Genomic DNA, 20,191 nt, shown 5'->3' on the forward strand with positions numbered 1-20,191 from the left:
GAATATGTCTTACAAAAAGGATAATAAAATAAAAAGTAATTTTACCTCAATTACCATTAGCTTATCTTCTCCTGAAGCAATTTTGGAAAGATCAAGTGGTGAGGTATTAAAGCCTGAGACAATCAACTACAGAACGTATAAGCCAGAACGTGATGGTTTATTCTGCGAGCGTATTTTTGGTCCGGTTAAAGATTACGAATGCCATTGCGGTAAATATAAGCGTATTCGTTACAAAGGAATCGTTTGTGACCGTTGCGGTGTTGAGGTTACAGAGAAAAAAGTACGTCGTGAGCGTATGGGACACATCAATCTTGTTGTTCCTGTGGCGCACATTTGGTATTTCAGATCTTTACCTAATAAAATTGGTTACTTATTAGGTTTGCCAACTAAAAAATTAGATTTAATCATTTACTACGAGCGTTACGTAGTTATTCAATCTGGTTTAATGGCAGATCAAGGTATCAATTACATGGACTTCTTAACAGAAGAAGAGTATCTTGATATCCTAGATAAATTACCTAAAGAAAATCAGTATTTGGATGATAAAGATCCAAATAAATTCATCGCTAAGATGGGGGCTGAGGCTTTAGAAGATTTGTTAAAACGTCTTGATTTAGATACTTTATCTTACGATTTACGTCACCAAGCAGCTAATGAAACTTCTCAGCAACGTAAAAACGAAGCCTTAAAGCGTTTACAAGTTGTTGAAGCTTTCCGTGGTTCTCAAGGTCGTATAGAGAATAATCCAGAGTGGATGATTGTTAAAATTGTTCCTGTTATTCCACCAGAATTACGTCCATTAGTGCCATTAGAAGGTGGTCGTTTTGCAACTTCAGATTTAAATGATCTTTATAGAAGGGTAATTATCCGTAATAACCGTCTAAAAAGATTGATGGAAATTAAAGCTCCAGAAGTAATCTTACGTAACGAAAAACGTATGTTACAAGAAGCTGTTGACTCTTTATTTGACAACTCACGTAAAGTGAATGCTGTTAAAACTGAAGGTAACAGAGCTTTAAAATCATTATCAGATATATTAAAAGGTAAGCAAGGGCGTTTCCGTCAAAACTTACTAGGTAAACGTGTTGATTATTCTGGTCGTTCTGTAATTGTGGTAGGTCCTACTTTAAAATTACACGAGTGTGGTTTACCTAAAGATATGGCAGCAGAGCTATTTAAACCATTTATCATCCGTAAGATGATTGAAAGGGGAGTAGTTAAAACTGTTAAGTCTGCAAAGAAAATTGTTGATAGAAAAGACCCTCTAGTTTGGGATATTTTAGAGAATGTATTAAAAGGACATCCTGTTCTTTTAAACAGGGCACCTACGCTTCACCGTTTAGGTATTCAAGCATTCCAACCTAAATTAGTTGAAGGTAAAGCTATCCAATTACATCCATTAGTTTGTACTGCATTTAACGCGGATTTTGACGGTGACCAGATGGCTGTTCACGTACCACTAGGTAATGCTGCTGTTTTGGAAGCCCAAATCTTGATGTTAGCATCGCACAACATTCTTAACCCAGCTAACGGAACTCCGGTAACGGTACCTTCTCAAGATATGGTTCTTGGTCTTTATTACATGACCAAAGGTCGTAAGTCTGAGCCAGGACACCCAGTAAGGGGCGAAGGATCTATTTTCTATTCTTCTGAAGAGGTTACAATTGCTTACAATGAGAAGAAAATTGATTTACATGCTTGGATCAAAGTAAAAGCTAAGGTTAAGGCTAAAGATGGTTCAATCGAAGCTAAAACTATTGAGACTACAGTTGGTAGAGTATTATTTAATGAAGTAGTACCAGAAGAGGTAGGTTTCATTAATGAGTTGCTAACTAAAAAATCTCTTAGAGATATCATTGGAGAGGTAGTAAAAGTTACTGGTATGGCCAGAGCAGCAAACTTCTTAGATGAAATCAAAACTATGGGATTCCAGTATGCTTTCAGAGGAGGTTTATCTTTCAACTTGAAAGACTTAAATATCCCTACAGAGAAACATACTTTATTAGAGCAAGCTCGTAAAGAAGTTGATGAAGTAATGAATAACTATAACATGGGTTTCATTACCAACAACGAGCGTTACAATCAAATTATCGATATCTGGACTCGTATCAATAATAAATTGACATCGCATGTAATGCACCAGCTAACTAACGATAACCAAGGATTTAACTCTGTTTACATGATGTTGGATTCTGGAGCTCGTGGTTCTAAGGAGCAAATTCGTCAGCTTTGTGGTATGAGGGGATTGATGGCGAAACCACAAAAATCAGGTTCAGGTGGTGAGATTATAGAGAACCCTATCCTTTCTAACTTTAAAGAAGGTTTATCAGTTCTTGAATATTTTATCTCTACTCACGGTGCTCGTAAAGGTCTTGCGGATACAGCGTTAAAAACTGCTGATGCTGGTTACTTAACTCGTCGTTTACATGATGTTGCACAGGATATGGTGATTAAAGCACACGATTGCGGTACTTTAAGAGGTATGTTCACAACTGCATTAAAAGATAACGAGGATATTGTTGAACCATTATATGATAGAATTTTAGGTCGTACTTCTTTACATGATGTTTATCATCCATTAACTAATGAATTATTAGTTGGTGCAAATGAAGATATCACTGAAGAAATCGCGAAAGCAATAGAAGAGTCTCCACTAGAAGGTGTTGAAATACGTTCTGTATTAACTTGTGAAGCTCCAAGAGGAGTTTGTGCATTATGCTACGGAAGAAACTTAGCTTCTGGTAAACGTGTTCAGATGGGTGAGGCGGTTGGTGTAATTGCAGCACAGTCTATTGGTGAGCCAGGTACGCAGTTAACACTTCGTACATTCCACGTGGGTGGTACTGCATCTAACATTGCGGCAGAATCTCAAATCAATGCTAAGTTTGATGGAGTTATCGAGTTTGAAAACATCAGAACTGTTGAGTATGAGACAGAAGAAGGTAAAGTAGATGTTGTATTAGGTCGTTCTGGAGAGTTTAAAATTGTAGATCCAAATAGCGGAAGAGTTATTGTAACCAATAATATCCCTTATGGTTCTTATTTATATGTTAAAGAAGGAACTAAGTTAACTAAAGGAGATAAGATTTGCTCTTGGGATCCGTACAATGCGGTAATTATATCTGAGTTCTCTGGTAAAGTAGAATTTGAATCAGTAATTGAAGGTGTTACCTTCCGTGAAGAGTCTGATGAGCAAACCGGACACAGAGAGAAAGTTATCATTGATACTAGAGATAAGACCAAAAACCCTGTTGTTAAAATCGTTGACAAAAAAGGTGGTTCTATTAGAGAATACAATATTCCAGTAGGGGCGCATATTGTTGTGGATGAAGGCGACGAGGTTAAAATGGGTGAAATCTTAGTTAAGATTCCTCGTACAACTGGTAAAACTAGAGATATCACCGGTGGTTTACCTCGTGTAACTGAATTATTTGAAGCTAGAAATCCATCTAACCCAGCTGTTATTACAGAGATTGATGGTGTTGTAACTTTAGGAGGTGTTAAACGTGGTAACCGTGAGGTAACTATCGAATCTAGAGACGGACAAGTTAAAAAATACTTGGTGCCATTATCTAAACATATTTTAGTACAGGATAATGACTTTGTTAAAGCTGGTATGGCATTGTCTGACGGAGCAACCTCTCCAGGCGATATCTTATCAATTAAAGGTCCTGCAGCCGTACAAGAGTATCTTGTTAATGGAATTCAAGAGGTTTACCGTTTACAAGGTGTGAAAATTAACGATAAACACTTTGAGACTATCGTTCACCAAATGATGCAGAAAGTAATGATTGAAGACGCTGGTGATACGAAATTCTTAGAAAAAGAAGCAGTAGATAGATTTGATTTCTCTATTGAGAATGATAGTATCTATGATAAAATGGTAGTTGAAGATCCAGGAGATTCTAATACTTTAAAACCTGGTCAGATTATTTCTGTACGTAAATTACGTGATGAGAACTCACAATTAAAACGTAAAGATTTAAAACTGGTTACAGCAAGAGAGGCTCGTCCTGCAACGGCAAGTCCAATGCTTCAAGGTATTACCAGAGCATCTTTAGGTACTAAATCGTTTATCTCTGCTGCATCGTTCCAAGAAACTACTAAGGTTCTTAACGAAGCTGCCATCGCCGGTAAGCGTGATGATTTATTAGGCTTGAAAGAAAACGTAATTGTTGGTCACTTAATACCTTCTGGTACAGGTTTAAGAGATTACGAAAGAATTATTGTTGGATCTCAAGAAGAGTATGATAGATTAATGGCTTCTAAAGAAGAGGAAGAAGAGATTGAAGCATAATAATATCTCTAAATAATGAAAAGCCTGCTAGAAATAGCAGGCTTTTTTTGTTTTATTGTCAGCTTTGTTTATACTTGATATTTTAAGAGCAAAATACAATGGAAGAACCACAAGATAACCAATTAAATATAGAATTATCAGAAGAAATAGCAGAAGGTGTATATTCTAACCTAGCCATCATAACTCACTCTAATAGCGAGTTTGTACTTGATTTTATTAGGGTAATGCCTGGCATACCTAAGGCAAAGGTAAAAAGTAGAATTGTATTAACACCAGATCATGCAAAGAGGCTATTATTAGCTTTAGAAGATAATATTGCCAAGTTTGAAATGATAAATGGACAGATAAAAGGCGGTGGAGAACCTAATAATGGAATGCCTTTTAACTTTGGAGGGCCTACCGCACAAGCTTAATCATGAGGAAGAGAGGTTATTTCTTTTTCAATAAACGAAATAACCTTTTTTTCTTCTTCTGGGCTAAACCAATGTATATTTTCTGTTTTCCTAAACCAAGTGAGTTGTCTTTTAGCAAACCTTCTGGTATTTTGCTTAATAGCATCAATAGCTTGTACTAAAGTTATTTTACCTTCCAAAAAGTCAAATATTTCAGAATACCCAACCGTATTGAGGCTATTTAAATGCTTGTATTCTTGTAGGGTTTTTACTTCATCAATTAAACCTTGGGCTATCATTAAATCTACTCTTGTATTGATTCTTTCATAAAGTTTCTCTCTTGGCATATCTAAGCCAATGATGATAGTTTTAAAAGGGCGTTCTTTTTTTATACCGCTACGGAAAGAAGAAAATGTTGTACCTGTAGAGTGATAAACCTCAAGAGCTCTTATGATACGCTGTGGGTTATGTATATCAACTTCTGCGTAGTAAGCTGGGTCTATTGCTTGTAATTCTTGTTGTAGAGGGATTATGCCCTCATTTAAAAGTTTATCATTAAGACTTTTTCTTATATGTTCTTTAACTGGAGGCAGTTCATCAAAACCATGAAGTACGGCATTGATATATAAACCAGAACCGCCTACCATAACTAAGACGTCATGACTTTGAAAAAGTTGATGTAATAGTTCTAAGGCTTCTTTTTCGTAAGAACCTACACTTACTTGTTCTTTTATACTGTGCGAGTTGATGAAATGGTGTTTGGCAGCTTGAAGTTCTTCATTCGTAGGTTTTGCAGTTCCAATACTCATTTCTTTAAAAAATTGTCTGCTATCTGCAGATAAGATTTCGGTATTAAAATGCTGAGCAATTTTTATGGCAAGGGCAGTTTTACCTATCGCTGTTGGGCCTGCAATTACAATAAGAACTTTGGATTTATTCATGCTGTTTTTAAACAAAAAATCCGGTTTAAACCGGATTTAATATATTGTTTTAAGGTTATTCTCTATCATAATCATCTTGATCATAATTCTCATTATCAGAGAACTCATCAGAAAATTCGTCGCTTTCCTCTTCCTCGTCTTCACCTTCCTCTGTATCAGAATTTAAAGCTTCTAATTCATCCTCATCGGCAATTAAAATGGTTTCATCATCTAAGAAATCTGGATCTTCGTCGCCGGTAATTTCATCTGGGGAACCTAAAATATTACTGATAATTTTAGGAGCTTCACCCACAGATTTGAATACCAAAGGATAAATTTGGGTAGGGTTATTTTCTAAAATTTTAATCAGCTCTACATGAAAATCAAAAGGTTTTTCGAAATTATAGATATAGTAGAATTTTTGATGTGGATCATCAATATGACTGCTTAGTTTAGCATTTTCCATTAAACTCACTCCACGGTCTATTTTTTTCTCACTAGGAAGGTAAGCTATTTCTTCGTTCTTTATCCAATGATCATTACTTACATAAAAGGAAGAAGATTTTTCTGGATCATATCCTATAGATTTGTGGATTGCATAATGTAAATCTTTAAATGTTTGGTTTGATTTAATATCAATCTCTCTGATTACATCATCGTAATCCTCAAAACTTACCCTGAATCTGTAAACTGCCATGCTGCAAAAATAATTTTTATGAGGGATTTTTCTTAATTTATTTAATCTTAGTTGATAAATTGGATGAAAATCTAATCTAGTTCTTTTTCAATTTTTAGCCCAAGTTCTATGCCTGTTTTTTTCATGAAATAAAGTGCTTCAGAACGGTTATTGGCTATATCTCCTTCTAAAATAGCTTCTCTAATCTTATTTTTAATGATTCCAACTTCTTTACCAGCTTGTAAATTGAAGGTTTTCATAATGTCTTCACCAGTAACCGGAGGCTGCCAATTTCTTATCTTATCTCTTTCTTCAACGTCTTTAAGTTTTTGTTTTACCAGCTCAAAATTGTTTCTATACTTTTTAATCTTATACTCGTTTTTGGTAGTAACATCTGCTTGGCATAAGAGCATTAAGGCTTCTGTGTGTTCGCCTGCTTCAAATAGTAATCTTCTTACGGCAGAATCTGTTACTACCTCTTGCGCCAATACAATAGGGCGAAGATGAAGCTGAACCAATAGCTGTACAAACTTCATTTTATCGTTAAGAGGTAGTTTTAAATCAGCAAATATTTTAGGAACCATTCTAGCTCCTTTGTCTTCATGACCATGGAAAGTCCAACCATGATTTTTTTCAAAACGTTTGGTTGCTGGTTTGGCTATATCATGTAAAATAGCTGCCCATCTTAACCATAAATCCTCAGATGTTTTGGCAACATTATCTAAAACTTGTAAGGTATGGTAAAAATTATCTTTATGTCCTTTACCCTCAATTACATCTACACCGTAAAGTGCTACCATTTGAGGGAAGATAAGTTTCAGCAAGCCGGTATCAAACAAATAGTTAAAACCTATGGATGGCTTAGGCGATAGAATAATTTTATTCAGTTCATCTGTAATACGCTCTTTCGAGACTATTTTAATACGCTCTAAGTTAAGTTTTATGGCATCAATAGCGTCTTGACTGATTTTAAAATTAAGTTGAGTAGCAAAGCGTATAGCTCGCATCATCCTTAAAGGGTCATCAGAAAAAGTCTCATTAGGATTTAAAGGCGTAATGATTTTTTTTTCTTCCAGATGTTTAATACCATCAAAAGGGTCTACCAGTTCACCATATTTATGAGGATGAAGGTGTATAGCCATAGCATTGATGGTAAAATCTCTTCTTTTTTGATCGTCTTCTAGAGTTCCATCTTCAACAATGGGCTTTCTAGAATCTGCCCTGTATGATTCTTTTCTTGCACCAACAAATTCTACCTCTAAATCTTTGTAGCGTAGCATGGCGGTTCCAAAATTTTTAAAAACAGCAACTTTGGTTTTTAAAATTTTACCTACTTCTAAAGCGAAATTTGGGCCATTACCTATGACTAAAATATCAACATCTTTAGAAGTTCGATTTAAAAATATATCTCTTACAAAGCCACCTATTACATAAGTTTCGGCATTTAAATCGCCAGAAATTTTAGAGATAATTTTAAAAATAGGATGTTTAAGGTGTTGCTTCATATTTGATTTGGGTAATGCAAACTTATAGAGAGCATATTCCCTGAAATTTTTAATCGCTACCAAAGATAATTCTTTAAACCGAAGGCTGAAAGCTTATTTCCTGATAAAGGCAAAGGCACCATTTGCTTCTAATTTCATGATGGTGGATGGCTTTTTAGCTTGATGATTATCTTGTTCTAATTGTACAATATAATCTACTCCATCTTTGATGATTTGAGGTATTTGAGAAAAGTTATTAGGGGTAGGCTCACCACTTAAATTTGCTGATGTAGAAATTATGGGTTTCCTAAACCTTTGTACTAATTCTTTGCAAAATGGATGTTTAGTGATTCTAATACCGATACTGCCATCGGCATTGATTGCATTTTCTGCCAAGTTCTTAGCCCCAGAGTAAATAATGGTGAGTGGTTTTTCGGTATATTCAATCAAATCGTAAGCAACATCGGGTATTTCTTTTACATAACTTGGTAGCTTAGCATCAGTATCTAATAAAATAATTAGGCTTTTAAATTCTTCTCTTTTTTTAAGCGCAAAAACTTTAGCAACGGCATCTTTATTGGTAGCATCGCAACCAATTCCCCAAACGGTATCTGTTGGATATAGAATTAAACCACCATTTTTTAAAACTTCTAAAGCTTTATTAATTTCTTCTCTTTGCATGCTCGATAGTTTTTTGGTAAACGCTGTTTAAGTTTTTTGCAATACTTTCATCGTTAAAATTTTCTGCATAGGCTAAGCCTTTTTTAATCATGTTAGCTTGTAAAGCTTCACTTTCGAGAACTCTTTCAATAGCTTTAGCGAGTGCAGTATCATCATCAGGATGAATATACAGACTATCTGGTCCACCAGCTTCTTCTAAACAAGAACCTGTTGCTGCAATTACAGGAATCTTACTATTTAATGCCTCTACAATAGGTATCCCAAAACCTTCAAATCTGGAAGGGTAAATGAAAATTTTAGCTCCTTGATAAATAAGTGGTAAGTCTTGAAAAGGTACATTTTCTAAGAAAATAACTTGCTGTGTTAGATTGTTTATATGTATAAAATCTAAAATTTGTTGTTTATAAGCGGTTGCTTTACCTACTATCACCAACTTTTTGTCTTTGGATAGTTGTTTTAACGCTTTACAAATTAATAATTGATTTTTACGTGTTTCTATGGTGCCAACTGATAAAAGATATTCTTGGGGTAGTTTATATTTCTGTTTAATATCTTGTATAGCACTTTCTGTGTGTATGAAACAAAAGGAAGCGTCACAACCTTGATAAACAACATCAATTTTATTGGGGTTGGTATTGAAATATTGAATGATATCTCGTTTTGTTTGTTCACTAATGGCAATGATGCGGTCTGCATTTTTACAAGCCGCTTTAAATTTGTATCGATAAATTTGTCTATCAACCCATTTGAAATAATGCGGAAAACGAAGGAATATCAAATCATGAATGGTAACAACGCTGGCTATATTAGATTTTTTAATATTAGCCGGAAGCTCGTTACTTAAACCGTGAAAAAGCTTTATATCATCATTAATTAATGATTTTGTAAGCTGAAAGCTTCGCCAATATGATTTTAGAATTTTTACAGGAGCGGTTTTAACCGATACATTAGGAAAAGGGTCAACAAGTGTTTTCCTAATTTTATTATTGTCTTGTGGAGTATAAAGTAAATATAGGTTTTGAGGGTAATACTTGGCCATAATACTAATTACAGCCCTGCTATAATTACCTAAGCCGGTAAAGTTTTTAAATGCTCTTTTGGCCTCAAAACCTATTTTCATATTTTTAAGTTAAAGTAAAAAGTTAAAAGTAAGAAGGTTTTTGACTGGTGTTCATCTAAATTCTACTCTTAACTTTAAACTTTTACTTTGAACTTTCCACTCTAAAACTAAATCGCTACGTTGTGCTCTCTTAAAGCGTCGTTTAATGATGTTTTTTTATCGGTAGATTCTTTTCTCTTACCAATAATTAAAGCACATGGCACTTGGTACTCACCTGCAGGGAATTTTTTAGTATAGCTACCAGGAATCACAACAGAGCGCTCTGGAACATACATTTTGTGTTCTACAGGCTCTTCACCAGTAACATCTATAATTTTAGTTGAAGCCGTTAATACAACATTAGCACCCAAAACGGCTTCTTTACCTATTCTTACACCTTCTACAACAATTGCTCTAGAACCTATAAAGCAGTTGTCCTCAATAATTACAGGAGAAGCTTGAACTGGTTCTAATACACCGCCTAAACCAACACCACCGCTTAAGTGAACATTTTTGCCTACTTGTGCGCAAGAACCTACTGTTGCCCAAGTATCAACCATCGTACCTTCATCAACAAATGCACCTATGTTAACATAAGAAGGCATCATGATAACGCCTTTTGCTAAATGCGCACCATAACGAGCAATACCATGAGGTACTACGCGTACGCCTCTTTCTTTATAGTCGGTTTTTAATTTCATTTTATCATGAAACACAAATGGACCAACTTCAATTTCTTCCATTTCTCTGATAGGGAAATAAAGAATTACTGCTTTCTTTATCCAGTCGTTAACAGCCCAACCATCTAAAATAGGTTCTGCAACTCTTAGTTCTCCTAAATCTAAATGATGAATAACTTTTTCTATTGCATTACGGTACTCTTTGAAATTCAATAAATTTCTATCTTCCCATGCGTCTTCAACGGCTTTTTTTAGTTCGGCAATCATATTAAAATTTTTGTTTGCAAATTAAAGGTTTTTTTAGCTAATAATCTGATTTTTGAGTTATTTTGAAAACATTTATGGTAGAAAAAGTAAGGATAGATAAATACCTGTGGGCAATAAGGTTGTTTAAAACAAGAACCTTGGCTACAGAAGCTTGTAAGGCTGGAAGGGTGAAGAAATAGTTAAATTCAATAGTTAGTTGTTATTGAGATTTCCTAAATCAGCTTGTATTTTTTATTTAAAATCTTCCAATTTCTGATTCTTAATTTAATCAAACATCTAACGCAAATAGACTGCGTTAACCACATTTACCTTTACTTCATATTTAAGAATATGTCAGAACTTTTATCTAAATCAGACTATAAAATAGGGGCTTCTTGTGCCAAGAAACTCATCTACAAGAAATCAAAATACCCAAGTACGTTAGCTAATAATGAATATATGCTAATGTTAGCAGAAGGAGGGTACTTGATTGGTAAGTATGCAATATTGCATTTTCCTGAAGGTATAGAAGTAGAGGATGATATTGAATTAGGAGAAATACAAACTACAAACTATTTAAGGGAACAGGAAAATGTTACGCTTTTTGAAGCTACAGTAGTTAACAATCAAAAAATTATCCGGATTGATATTTTACAAAAGGAAGGTGGAGTACTGAATTTAATAGAAGTAAAATCAAAGTCTTTTGATAGTGAATCTGGAAATATAAAAAAAGAGTTAAGTTCCGAACTAGAAGATATTGCTTACCAAAAATTAGTTTTACAAGATGCTTATCCTAATTTTAAAATTAATTGCTTCCTATTCATCCCGGATAAAAGTAAGTCATTAAAAATAGATAACTTAATTTCTTGGTTTAGTGTTGATGAAACTAAAATATCAGAAAATCAAAATTTCAAAAAGCCTGATATAGCTTTTCTTTACAGTCTACATTCTCCTGAGCATCAGTTTTTAATTGAAAAATCTTTTTTAAGCCTTATTAATGTAAACGACGAGATTGACGATATTTTACCAACAGTAAAACATAAGTCTAACAAATTATTAAATGTTTTAAATTATGGAATTAATCCAGATGACATTGAGTTAACGACTAAATGTTTTTCTTGCGAATATCAAGCTGAAAATAAAAGTGGCTTTAAAGAATGTTGGGGTAAGTTAGCTGATATTAAACCGTCTATTTCTTCTTTATATCATTTAGGAACTTTAGGAGGAAAGATAAACCCAACTGCTGATGTAATGATAAAAAATGGGCAGGTAAGTTTTTTTGATTTGAAGCCCGAATATTTCTATAAAGCCAATAAGGTTGATATAGGGAGCAGAGGAAAAAGGCAAATAATACAATATGAAAACACCTTAAATAATACAGAGTGGTTTTCTAGCAGTATGAAGGATGAATTAGAAAGTTGGATATATCCTTTACATTTTATTGACTTTGAAACTTATGCTGGCGCAATGCCTCATCATAAGGGGATGAGACCTTACGAAATTGTAGCATTTCAATGGAGCTGTCATACCATTATAGAACCTGACGCAGCTCCAATTCATTCTGAATGGATTAATACAGAAAACACTTTCCCAAACTTCAGATTTGCTGAAAGTCTAATGAAACAGATAGGTTATGATGGGACTCCGTTAATGTGGGCCACCCATGAAAATACGGTATTAAGGACTATTTTATATCAAATGGAAAGTTTTAATTATGAAAATGAAGAATTAAGAAATTGGCTTCTAGGAATTACTAAAGATAAGCAAGATGGTAGAGAAGGAAGGTTATTAGATATGAATGCTTTTACTTTTAACCATTATTTTCATCCACAGATGGAGGGAAAAACATCTATTAAAAAAGTATTGCCTGCCATTTGGAATAATAATGAGTATCTCCATCAGATAGAATGGCTAAAAGAATATGTAGGTTTTGATGTGGCAGGTATAATAAAATCTCCTTACGATAAATTAAGTGGTTTGATGGCTGATTTAGAAAAAATGGAAGCTGTAAAAGATGGAACAGCAGCGATGAAAGCATATTACGATATGCAGTATGGTTCTACCAGTAAGGATAATATCAAGAAAGAAACACTTAAACAGCTACTTCTACAATATTGTAAACTAGATACTATGGCTATGGTAATTATTTGGAAATATTGGATGGATAAATTAAATGACAAAAGCTAAGCGATTAAAAAAAATGAAGGTCATCCAAAAAGAAGTGAAAAAATTTGAAGATAGGCTTTTTCATCATTCGGTGGATTTAATGCTTGATGAAACGCCAACATTAAAAAAGTTTTTGGATAGAAATAAGGATTTGTCTTTTTCTCTTATTGAAGATGATTTTAATACTTGTCATCAGGTGTTTACAAAAGCCGTTTATCAGCTTTTTATGTTTACAGAAGAAATAAACCAGTTTTTAAAAGAATTAATAGAAAAGGAAGATGATGATTTACCTTTTTAAAAAGAAAAATAAAAAATAGAGTAAAATTATGGAATCAAAACAAGCTAAAGAACTTACAAGTAGAATTTTTAGAGAAATAGAGTCGGCTACCTCTATTGATAAGCTAGAACATATAAAAAATATTGAAGAACTTAAGGTGAATAGGATGAAAGAGGAAAAGTACCCACCTATTAAATTTGAAATTAGCTATTCTGAAATAAAGAAATTCTTAGATAATGAAAACAACTTATTAAAAGACTCCTCAATAATAACTGATCCTCTAGCAAAAATACTTTACGCCTTAGCCTGGAAAAATGGTGATTTACAAAAGATAAAACATATTGTAGAAGGTATTAGAAATATTGATTCATACGATGAAGATATGAAGAATGATGGATTGGTATTTTATCAATTTGGGAAATATCTAACAAAGAAAAATAATGAACCTATTATTGATCAGCATGTTATTAGAGCATTTGCAGTTAGAAATGCTGAAAAATACAAAGTAGATATTGATACACTTAGAAGAATGTCACTTCTTAATTCAGAAACTCATAGAGGTTATATCAAAGATTATAAGTGTTGGTTGATTTCAGATGATATTCAACCATCTTTAAAAAAAGAAAAAGATTATATCTATCACATAGACCAGATACTATTTGCGCTAGGTAAAACTATCAAGCTAAAAAAATAAATAAGAATCACACCTTATTTAATCAAACAAATTACTAACCAAAAAACTATTAATGAAGTATGCAAAGAAAATTGTTTAGTGTGCGCTTAAATAATTACGATCTCTTTTTTGTTATAGCAAATAGTCATTCAGATGCTATTAAAAAGGTAGAAAGGAAAGTAAATGTTGATCAAATTTTCAAAAATATCATTCATAAAGATGGCTCTTTAGAATTACCTGATGATAAAGACTTAGAGATTTTGGAAGTAACTAAGCTTAGCGATGAGTTAATCTTTTAAATCATGCAATTCAAATATTATAAAGACCAAATCATAGAAGTAGCTTCTTTACTAGAATATTTTAATGAAGAGTTGATAGAAAAGCTAATTAATATTGCTTTAGAGGGTGAAATGAAAGAGCTAGACGATGTTTACAAGTCAGGTAAATTCAATTTTCAAGTTGAAGAGTTTTATCAGTTTGATAATCCTGTACTCAATCAACTTTGCGAATTAAGTGAGCATATAGAAAAGGTTAAAACTTTTTTAGAAGATACCTACCCAAATCAAGAAAACTTTTATGATATACCAGATGATGTTTAACATTTAATATAACCAATAATGGAAATAACAAATCAACATACCTATTGGACAGGTTATTGTCCTGAATGCGGCTTAAATAGAGAACAAGTTAAAATGCGTTTAAATCATTATGATTTCTATGAATGTGAGAAATCTAAATTGCAAATAGCAGTATTTCCTGGTGCACAAGCTATTATTATGAAAACCAGAGGATTGGGGAAGTTCAGAAATACAATTACTTATGGGCATGAAATAGTTAATGGAGAGTTGTTGAGCCCCCAAACAATAGATAGGCATCCTTTTAATCATGAAGGTGAAGTTTTTAACGAGCTTGAAGATTTAATTAATTATCTAAATAATTTAAAGTAATGAGCGATTATAAATTTCAAGTACTCAAGACCATTGAGGCTTTAGAAGAAATAGAAAGTATTCTTTATACTCGAATGCTAAATTTAGCAGCAGAAGGAGAGCTAAAAGAAATAAGTGATGCTTTTGAAGTTGGTGATGTTGTGCCATTTAAGTATGAGGATTTAAAGAATATTCAAGATCCAAATGTTAACCTCCTGATGAATATTTTTAATGATGTGGTAAATGCAAAGGAGAAATTTGAGAATTTATTTCCTGATACGAGTGCTATTTAAAATAACCGAAAAGAAATAATGTTCATATAATAAAAATACTTTTTTATAGTGTAAATTTTAGAAAATGAAATTGATAACAAATGTTCAAGAATTAGAAAAAATTCTTGAAGAATTAAAAGCCAATCCAATATTTTATGCTTTTGGTGAGAATAAAGAAAATTTTCATAGTAGTTTTTGGAAATGGATGTTTCATGAAAATGCTAAGGAAACGATTCTAATCCTTACAGGGGTAAATGAGAATGAGGATTTGAATTTGAATAATTCTTTTTTAGAAAGAGAACAAAATGCTTCAAATAGCGATAAGGAACATAAATATAAGGCTAGGTATGATGTTTTAATAACTATAAATGGTATACGAAAATATATTATAGAAACAAAAGTTAAATCATTTCCTACTTTGGAGCAACTAAGAAGAATAGAATATGCAACAAAAGATAAACATAAAATTAAGTTCTTTTGTATCCATTTATATCCATCTAATACTTTAGAAAATTTAAAAAGTACTCTTAATAATTGGTTTTTTTACGACTTTGAAAGTCTATCCAAAAGAATTAACATTGAAAAGTTCAGTCCAATTAAAAGAGTATATATAGAGGATTACAAAAAAATGCTTATTGGTTTAAGTGATTTATTTAGATTATTTTCTTTTAATCAGACACGTCCTAATTACGATTTTGTCTGGAAAAACGCTAAAAATCAAGAAGATAATTTTGATTTGCAAGCAAAGCTAGAGGAATATAAATTATGGGAATTATTTCTTCACTATAGATCAAAACATTTTTTTTATAGCCTTCAAAAAGCAATAAACGAAAGTGAAGAGATTAGTGATAAAATGAAGAAGTTATTGGTTTATGAGTCAAGTATCAATAATAAAAAAAGTACTATTTCTATAGGTTATATTTTGCAGGGTGATAGTGATTTAGTTAATTACAGTCTCAATGAAATAGATCGTAGAATAAATAAGTCAAATCAATCAGATACAAAGATTGTTGGAATTCAAATTGAAGATGAACAATTTAGGCAATTTGTTTTGTCAAAGAAAGATAGTGAAAAGCTTTTTCAGAATATGGAAAAACAAGGTTTCTTTGAGAATTGCCATGACTTACAAAAAGATAAACTTTTTTGTAAATATGGAGATACTTTTAAATATAGGTATACTAAGCTTCAGATTAGTGATTTTGACGGTATCCTTTACCAAGTAGTACAGTATTTTAATAAAGTAGAAAGACTTGAGTCAAATCTTTTACAGATATAATAATCTTAGAAATTCTCCAAAGCGTAGATCAACCTTTTTTTAATAGCTTTTTTAAGGCTTTCAGGGTGTTGAATCACAAGAAAATTGGCATAACCACATATAAGGGTTTCTAATTCTACATTATGTACTACTTGTAATTTGATGTGTAAACCTCTTTCATCCTCCTTAATAATTACTTGAGAATGGTGTAAAGGTTGTGTTTTGATATAATTAGAGAAAATGGGTTTTACAATAATTTTTACTTCTTGTATGGTATCTGTAGGATTAGAAACACCAATAACATTGCTGAAAAAGCTTTGCGCATTTATATTATTGGCTTGATATATTTCAGTTTTTAAAATTTCTATTTCCTTTATACGATCTAGGGCATAAGTTTTTAAAAAATCAAAATTTGGATTAAAACCTAAAACATACCAACGATTCTTAAACTCTTTCAATAAATAAGGGTGTAAAGTATTCTTTTTAATAACTTCACTATCAAATTTTTGATAAGTTATTTTTAGTACTTGTTGGTTCTGAATAGCATCTAGAATATTGTTTATATAATTGGTTCCTGTAGGTAGGTAAGTGTCCTCAAAATGTATAAACTTATTTAAGTTTTTATGTAATTGTATTGCAACTCTATGTTCTAAACTTTCAAAAGAGTTTTTTAAATTATCAAAAAAATGAAAGCCTTTATATTGCTTCAAAGTTTCAATGGCTAGGGCTATATTTCTGATGTCTTTTTGAGTCAGTGATGCATTTTTGATAGAATAATTTCTGTCAGAGTAGCTGTATAGACCCTTTCTACACACTATTGGGGCATTGTATCCTAAAATATTACTACGTAAAACTTTTATATCATTCTCTATGGTTCTTTTGCTAACTGTATTTTTATCTGATCTATATCTTACTTCATCTAAAGCATCAAAACATGCTTTTGCTAAGTCTTCCCATGTCCACTCTCGATAAAAATTTTGCAAACATTTATCTATCGTATGATATCTAATTAAAGCATCCAGATTAACAGGCATAGATTTTCAATATTGTTAGAGTATTTTATAGGCAATATAAGTGATTATAGCTAAATTATTTATTATAGCTTTATCGATTTTCATAAGAATATTAAATTAAAGGTTTTTTTAGCTAATAATCTGATTTTTGAGTTATTTTGAAAACATTTATGGTAGAAAAAGTAAGGATAGATAAATACCTGTGGGCAATAAGGTTGTTTAAAACAAGAACCTTAGCTACAGAAGCTTGTAAGGCTGGAAGGGTGAAGAAAGATGGTACCAATATTAAGGCAAGCTATGAAGTTAAGGTGGGTGATGTTTTACAGGTTTCTAAGAATATTGAGAAGAAGCTGATAAAAGTTACAGCTTTATTGGCTAACCGTGTAGATGCTAAAAAGGCAGTTTTGCATTATGAAGATATTACGCCTGTAGAAGACACAATTAAATTTAAATCTATGTTTAGGATGCCAGTTCTGGAGCGAGATAGAGGAACAGGCAGACCAACAAAAAAAGATAGAAGAGAAATAGACGATTTACAGGATAACTTCTTCATGGATGAAGATGATGATTAAAAAAAAATTTCAAGATTTTCTAACAAAACGTTCTATAATTTCTAATCCTAATAAGGCTTCTTCTAGCGAACATGGATTTTCTTCCTCACCTCTAAAATAAGCAATGGTTTTAGTAATCATTGGTCGTTGTATATTAATGGGGTGTTCATATTCTTTATAAATAGTTTCTCCGTTTTGGGTAATACTTAGTTTATTACCGAAAATATGGAAAGTTATTTTCCCTCTTGTACCGATAATTTCGCAAAACTCCTTTTCTTGTTCTGGCAATACATCAAAACACCACAATCCATTAAAAATAACATTGTTCTCAAATTTAATTTGGCCACATACAATATCATCAGCATCACTTTTTAGAGATTGGTTGGCAGATACACCATTATAATAAACAGGTTTGCCGAAAAAATAAAGCATTAAATCTATAGCATGTGGTGCTAAATCATGAAACAAACCACCACCAGAGATACTTGGGTTTAAGCGCCAGTTTTCTTCACTTGCTGCAATCATATCAGAACCACTTCTCTGTAAAGTTTGTAGGTTCACAAATTTTACCTCGCCAATAGCCTGCTCGTCTAGAAGTTTTTTTACAGCCTTAAAATAAGGTACTTCTCTTCTGTAGTGCGCTACAACTACTTTTTGTTTGTAATGCTTTTGGGCTTCAATAATAGCTTTACAAGCTTCTGTATTAATGGTGACTGGTTTTTCAATATAAACTGGTTTACCTACTTTTAAGGCTTCAATAGCATAATCATGATGCTGAAGAGGAGGTGTAGCAATATAAATGGCATTTATATCATCATCCAGAATTAAAGCAGAAGCATCCTGATACCACTTTTGTATATGATGCCTTTTAGCATAATCAGCAGCTTTTTCTGCATTTCTTCTCATTACTGCTACAACTTTAGAGTGTTCTTGTTTAAAAGCAGGACCACTTTTAACCTCTGTAACATTACCACAGCCAATAATTCCCCAGTTGATATTTGTCATCATCATAATCTTAATAATCTGTTTTATTGGTTGATTGCTGCCACATTTCAAAAGCTTTTAAGGCTTCATCTCTTAATAATTGTTGAGAGGGTAATTTCCGGTTCTCAGGTTTTAAATCTATTTCTTGATAAATAAAATCATCATCAAAATTAATGGCTGAGGCATCTTTTTTAGTGTTTGCATAATACAATTTGTCAATCCTAGCCCAATAAATTGCACCTAAACACATGGGGCAGGGTTCGCAACTGGCATAAATAGTGCATCCTTCTAAAGAAAAGGTGTTTAGCGTTTGGCAGGCTAACCTAATGGCCGCAACTTCAGCATGTGCTGTTGGGTCGTTTGTAGTAGTTACTGTATTTGCACTTTTGGCTATAATTTGGCCGTTTTTAACGATAACGGCTCCAAACGGACCGCCTAAATTGTTTTTAACATTATCTTCAGAGAGGGCAATAGCCATTCTCATAAAATCTTCATGCTCCATAGCTGTAAATTAAAAAAGCTCAACATCAGATGCCGAGCTTTTGTTTATATTTCAAGAATGAAAATATTACTTTTTGTCTTTTTTGTAAGCTTCATTTAAGCCTTTGATTACTTCTTTAGTAACATCTAAGCTTTCATCAGCAAATAAAATAGCGCTATTACCTTTAGAGTAAGTTAGAACCATTTTATAACCTTTTTCTTTAGCATAGATTTTAAGGTAATCAGCTACTTTATCATAAAGTTTTTCATTTTCTGCCATTTCCTCGCTTTGTAAAGCAGAGCCTGCATTTTGCTGATAAGCTTGTAATTCTTGTTGTTTACGAGCTAAACGTTGTTCAGTATTCGCTCTTTCATCGGCACTCATACCTTGTGCGCTTTGTTGGTATGCAGCAACTTCACGTTGGAAAGCAGCGCCTTTAGTTTTTAAATCAGCTTCAGCTTTTTTTGATTTATCTTCAAATTTAGATTTGATTTCTTTGAAATACTCGTAGTTATTTAACAATGAATCTGAGTTTACATATACAACTGTAGCGCCTTGTTCTTTAGCAGATGCTGATGAGGTATTAGTAGCTTTTGTTTCTGTCTTATTGTTACAGCTTACTACAGCAACAGCTAATAATAAGCCTAAACCTGCTTTAGTAATGTTAGAAAAATATGGTGTCATTTTAATTTATTTTTACACAAAGATATACTTTCAATAAAAGTATCCTAATAAAATAAAAAAAGACCTTTCATAATCATCGAAAGATCTTTTTTTAATATCTTATGGATATATTAAGCCATTTGCTTGCTTAATTTTTCTGCTAAAACAGATTTTGGCACTGCACCAATTTGTTTGTCTACAATTTCTCCGTTCTTGAAAAATAATAAAGCAGGAATATTTCTGATACCAAATTTCATTGAAATTTCTGGATTGTGGTCTACATTAACTTTACCAACAACAGCTTTGCCATCATATTCTTTTGCTAACTCTTCTACAACTGGTCCAACCATACGGCATGGTCCGCACCACTCTGCCCAAAAGTCTACCAAAACTGGTTTATCTGATTTTAATACTAATTCTTCAAAGTTAGCATCTGTGATTTCTAAGGCCATAAT

The 20,191-nt window shown here is 32.6% G+C and carries 22 protein-coding genes and 1 pseudogene; 12 read left to right on the top strand and 11 right to left on the bottom strand.

Going from position 1 to position 20,191, the window contains the following annotated elements:
- The first annotated feature begins 4 nt into the window (after positions 1-4).
- Both rpoC and GJJ64_RS01315 read left to right on the top strand, forming a co-directional pair.
- Positions 5-4,297: a DNA-directed RNA polymerase subunit beta' gene (rpoC, locus tag GJJ64_RS01310; protein ID WP_154285970.1), complete on the top strand. Its 4,293-nt coding sequence runs from the start codon at positions 5-7 to the stop codon at positions 4,295-4,297.
- Between the two features lie 98 nt (positions 4,298-4,395).
- A complete protein-coding gene (locus GJJ64_RS01315) occupies positions 4,396-4,710 on the top strand; it encodes a DUF3467 domain-containing protein (protein ID WP_154285971.1) in 315 nt (104 codons plus the stop codon).
- Here the strand turns inward: GJJ64_RS01315 and miaA are convergent.
- From miaA to GJJ64_RS01345, 6 genes are all read right to left on the bottom strand, one after another.
- Complete coding sequence (gene miaA, locus GJJ64_RS01320; RefSeq protein ID WP_154285972.1) at positions 4,707-5,630, bottom strand: tRNA (adenosine(37)-N6)-dimethylallyltransferase MiaA; 924 nt, start codon at positions 5,628-5,630, stop codon at positions 4,707-4,709. The two genes, GJJ64_RS01315 and miaA, sit on opposite strands and share 4 nt — an antisense overlap.
- Positions 5,631-5,685: 55 nt before the next feature.
- Positions 5,686-6,306, bottom strand: coding sequence for an IS1096 element passenger TnpR family protein (locus GJJ64_RS01325; protein ID WP_154285973.1), 621 nt, complete (start codon positions 6,304-6,306; stop codon positions 5,686-5,688).
- A gap of 71 nt (positions 6,307-6,377) precedes the next feature.
- Positions 6,378-7,790 (bottom strand): CCA tRNA nucleotidyltransferase, encoded by a 1,413-nt coding sequence (locus tag GJJ64_RS01330; protein ID WP_154285974.1) that lies wholly within the window; start codon positions 7,788-7,790, stop codon positions 6,378-6,380.
- A gap of 93 nt (positions 7,791-7,883) precedes the next feature.
- The gene (locus GJJ64_RS01335; RefSeq protein ID WP_154285975.1) at positions 7,884-8,450 is read right to left on the bottom strand and encodes an L-threonylcarbamoyladenylate synthase; all 567 of its coding nucleotides are present in this window, start codon (positions 8,448-8,450) and stop codon (positions 7,884-7,886) included.
- A complete protein-coding gene (locus tag GJJ64_RS01340) occupies positions 8,431-9,570 on the bottom strand; it encodes a glycosyltransferase family 4 protein (RefSeq protein WP_154285976.1) in 1,140 nt (379 codons plus the stop codon). Before GJJ64_RS01340 ends, GJJ64_RS01335 begins: the two co-directional genes overlap by 20 nt.
- Before the next feature lie 107 nt (positions 9,571-9,677).
- On the bottom strand, positions 9,678-10,496 hold the full coding sequence (locus tag GJJ64_RS01345; protein WP_154285977.1) for a 2,3,4,5-tetrahydropyridine-2,6-dicarboxylate N-succinyltransferase: 819 nt from the start codon (positions 10,494-10,496) through the stop codon (positions 9,678-9,680).
- Positions 10,497-10,570: 74 nt separating this feature from the next.
- Here GJJ64_RS01345 and GJJ64_RS01350 point away from each other — a divergent pair.
- From GJJ64_RS01350 to GJJ64_RS01390, 9 genes and pseudogenes are all read left to right on the top strand, one after another.
- Positions 10,571-10,669 (top strand): annotated as a pseudogene (locus GJJ64_RS01350) (S4 domain-containing protein); the annotation flags it as partial.
- 157 nt (positions 10,670-10,826) lie between these two features.
- Entirely contained in the window at positions 10,827-12,662 is a 1,836-nt protein-coding gene (locus GJJ64_RS01355) for a DUF2779 domain-containing protein (protein WP_154285978.1), read from the top strand.
- Between the two features lie 13 nt (positions 12,663-12,675).
- On the top strand, positions 12,676-12,939 hold the full coding sequence (locus GJJ64_RS01360; protein ID WP_154285979.1) for a hypothetical protein: 264 nt from the start codon (positions 12,676-12,678) through the stop codon (positions 12,937-12,939).
- Positions 12,940-12,967: 28 nt separating this feature from the next.
- Complete coding sequence (locus tag GJJ64_RS01365; RefSeq protein ID WP_154285980.1) at positions 12,968-13,612, top strand: hypothetical protein; 645 nt, start codon at positions 12,968-12,970, stop codon at positions 13,610-13,612.
- A 59-nt stretch (positions 13,613-13,671) separates the two neighbouring features.
- On the top strand, positions 13,672-13,890 hold the full coding sequence (locus tag GJJ64_RS01370; RefSeq protein WP_154285981.1) for a hypothetical protein: 219 nt from the start codon (positions 13,672-13,674) through the stop codon (positions 13,888-13,890).
- Positions 13,891-13,893: 3 nt separating this feature from the next.
- Positions 13,894-14,190, top strand: coding sequence for a hypothetical protein (locus tag GJJ64_RS01375; protein ID WP_154285982.1), 297 nt, complete (start codon positions 13,894-13,896; stop codon positions 14,188-14,190).
- Positions 14,191-14,208: 18 nt separating this feature from the next.
- Complete coding sequence (locus GJJ64_RS01380; RefSeq protein ID WP_154285983.1) at positions 14,209-14,538, top strand: hypothetical protein; 330 nt, start codon at positions 14,209-14,211, stop codon at positions 14,536-14,538.
- Complete coding sequence (locus GJJ64_RS01385) at positions 14,538-14,810, top strand: hypothetical protein (protein WP_154285984.1); 273 nt, start codon at positions 14,538-14,540, stop codon at positions 14,808-14,810. Before GJJ64_RS01380 ends, GJJ64_RS01385 begins: the two co-directional genes overlap by 1 nt.
- 64 nt (positions 14,811-14,874) lie before the next feature.
- A complete protein-coding gene (locus tag GJJ64_RS01390; protein ID WP_154285985.1) occupies positions 14,875-16,065 on the top strand; it encodes a hypothetical protein in 1,191 nt (396 codons plus the stop codon).
- A gap of 5 nt (positions 16,066-16,070) precedes the next feature.
- Here the strand turns inward: GJJ64_RS01390 and GJJ64_RS01395 are convergent, their stop codons facing one another.
- Positions 16,071-17,078, bottom strand: coding sequence for a helix-turn-helix transcriptional regulator (locus tag GJJ64_RS01395; protein WP_154285986.1), 1,008 nt, complete (start codon positions 17,076-17,078; stop codon positions 16,071-16,073).
- A 149-nt stretch (positions 17,079-17,227) separates the two neighbouring features.
- Between GJJ64_RS01395 and GJJ64_RS01400 the strand changes: the two genes are divergently transcribed.
- Complete coding sequence (locus tag GJJ64_RS01400) at positions 17,228-17,629, top strand: RNA-binding S4 domain-containing protein (RefSeq protein ID WP_154285987.1); 402 nt, start codon at positions 17,228-17,230, stop codon at positions 17,627-17,629.
- A gap of 9 nt (positions 17,630-17,638) precedes the next feature.
- Here GJJ64_RS01400 and GJJ64_RS01405 read toward each other — a convergent pair whose 3' ends face one another.
- The 4 genes from GJJ64_RS01405 to trxA all read right to left on the bottom strand — a co-directional run bounded on the left by GJJ64_RS01405 (position 17,639) and on the right by trxA (position 20,188).
- Entirely contained in the window at positions 17,639-18,619 is a 981-nt protein-coding gene (locus tag GJJ64_RS01405; RefSeq protein WP_229655423.1) for a Gfo/Idh/MocA family protein, read from the bottom strand.
- 4 nt (positions 18,620-18,623) lie between these two features.
- Positions 18,624-19,094: a nucleoside deaminase gene (locus tag GJJ64_RS01410; protein ID WP_154285988.1), complete on the bottom strand. Its 471-nt coding sequence runs from the start codon at positions 19,092-19,094 to the stop codon at positions 18,624-18,626.
- A 66-nt stretch (positions 19,095-19,160) separates the two neighbouring features.
- On the bottom strand, positions 19,161-19,757 hold the full coding sequence (locus GJJ64_RS01415) for an OmpH family outer membrane protein (RefSeq protein WP_154285989.1): 597 nt from the start codon (positions 19,755-19,757) through the stop codon (positions 19,161-19,163).
- 110 nt (positions 19,758-19,867) lie between these two features.
- Positions 19,868-20,188, bottom strand: a complete 321-nt coding sequence (gene trxA / locus GJJ64_RS01420) for a thioredoxin (RefSeq protein ID WP_154285990.1) — start codon at positions 20,186-20,188, stop codon at positions 19,868-19,870.
- Positions 20,189-20,191: the final 3 nt, after the last annotated feature.

The organism is Pedobacter puniceum (genome assembly GCF_009674685.1).
Classification (GTDB): Bacteria; Bacteroidota; Bacteroidia; order Sphingobacteriales; family Sphingobacteriaceae; genus Pseudopedobacter; species Pseudopedobacter puniceum.

Excerpts from the sequence above, each read along its gene's own strand:
- GJJ64_RS01380 (WP_154285983.1), top strand. The coding sequence starts at position 14,209 with ATGGAAATAACAAATCAACATACCTATTGGACAGGTTATTGTCCTGAA.
- rpoC (WP_154285970.1), top strand. The coding sequence starts at position 5 with ATGTCTTACAAAAAGGATAATAAAATAAAAAGTAATTTTACCTCAATT.
- GJJ64_RS01405 (WP_229655423.1), bottom strand. The coding sequence starts at position 18,619 with ATGATGATGACAAATATCAACTGGGGAATTATTGGCTGTGGTAATGTT.
- GJJ64_RS01315 (WP_154285971.1), top strand. The coding sequence starts at position 4,396 with ATGGAAGAACCACAAGATAACCAATTAAATATAGAATTATCAGAAGAA.
- GJJ64_RS01360 (WP_154285979.1), top strand. The coding sequence starts at position 12,676 with ATGAAGGTCATCCAAAAAGAAGTGAAAAAATTTGAAGATAGGCTTTTT.
- GJJ64_RS01375 (WP_154285982.1), top strand. The coding sequence starts at position 13,894 with ATGCAATTCAAATATTATAAAGACCAAATCATAGAAGTAGCTTCTTTA.
- trxA (WP_154285990.1), bottom strand. The coding sequence starts at position 20,188 with ATGGCCTTAGAAATCACAGATGCTAACTTTGAAGAATTAGTATTAAAA.
- GJJ64_RS01395 (WP_154285986.1), bottom strand. The coding sequence starts at position 17,078 with ATGCCTGTTAATCTGGATGCTTTAATTAGATATCATACGATAGATAAA.
- GJJ64_RS01365 (WP_154285980.1), top strand. The coding sequence starts at position 12,968 with ATGGAATCAAAACAAGCTAAAGAACTTACAAGTAGAATTTTTAGAGAA.
- GJJ64_RS01370 (WP_154285981.1), top strand. The coding sequence starts at position 13,672 with ATGCAAAGAAAATTGTTTAGTGTGCGCTTAAATAATTACGATCTCTTT.
- GJJ64_RS01385 (WP_154285984.1), top strand. The coding sequence starts at position 14,538 with ATGAGCGATTATAAATTTCAAGTACTCAAGACCATTGAGGCTTTAGAA.
- GJJ64_RS01410 (WP_154285988.1), bottom strand. The coding sequence starts at position 19,094 with ATGGAGCATGAAGATTTTATGAGAATGGCTATTGCCCTCTCTGAAGAT.
- GJJ64_RS01400 (WP_154285987.1), top strand. The coding sequence starts at position 17,228 with ATGGTAGAAAAAGTAAGGATAGATAAATACCTGTGGGCAATAAGGTTG.
- GJJ64_RS01335 (WP_154285975.1), bottom strand. The coding sequence starts at position 8,450 with ATGCAAAGAGAAGAAATTAATAAAGCTTTAGAAGTTTTAAAAAATGGT.
- GJJ64_RS01355 (WP_154285978.1), top strand. The coding sequence starts at position 10,827 with ATGTCAGAACTTTTATCTAAATCAGACTATAAAATAGGGGCTTCTTGT.
- GJJ64_RS01390 (WP_154285985.1), top strand. The coding sequence starts at position 14,875 with ATGAAATTGATAACAAATGTTCAAGAATTAGAAAAAATTCTTGAAGAA.
- GJJ64_RS01415 (WP_154285989.1), bottom strand. The coding sequence starts at position 19,757 with ATGACACCATATTTTTCTAACATTACTAAAGCAGGTTTAGGCTTATTA.
- GJJ64_RS01345 (WP_154285977.1), bottom strand. The coding sequence starts at position 10,496 with ATGATTGCCGAACTAAAAAAAGCCGTTGAAGACGCATGGGAAGATAGA.
- miaA (WP_154285972.1), bottom strand. The coding sequence starts at position 5,630 with ATGAATAAATCCAAAGTTCTTATTGTAATTGCAGGCCCAACAGCGATA.
- GJJ64_RS01325 (WP_154285973.1), bottom strand. The coding sequence starts at position 6,306 with ATGGCAGTTTACAGATTCAGGGTAAGTTTTGAGGATTACGATGATGTA.
- GJJ64_RS01330 (WP_154285974.1), bottom strand. The coding sequence starts at position 7,790 with ATGAAGCAACACCTTAAACATCCTATTTTTAAAATTATCTCTAAAATT.
- GJJ64_RS01340 (WP_154285976.1), bottom strand. The coding sequence starts at position 9,570 with ATGAAAATAGGTTTTGAGGCCAAAAGAGCATTTAAAAACTTTACCGGC.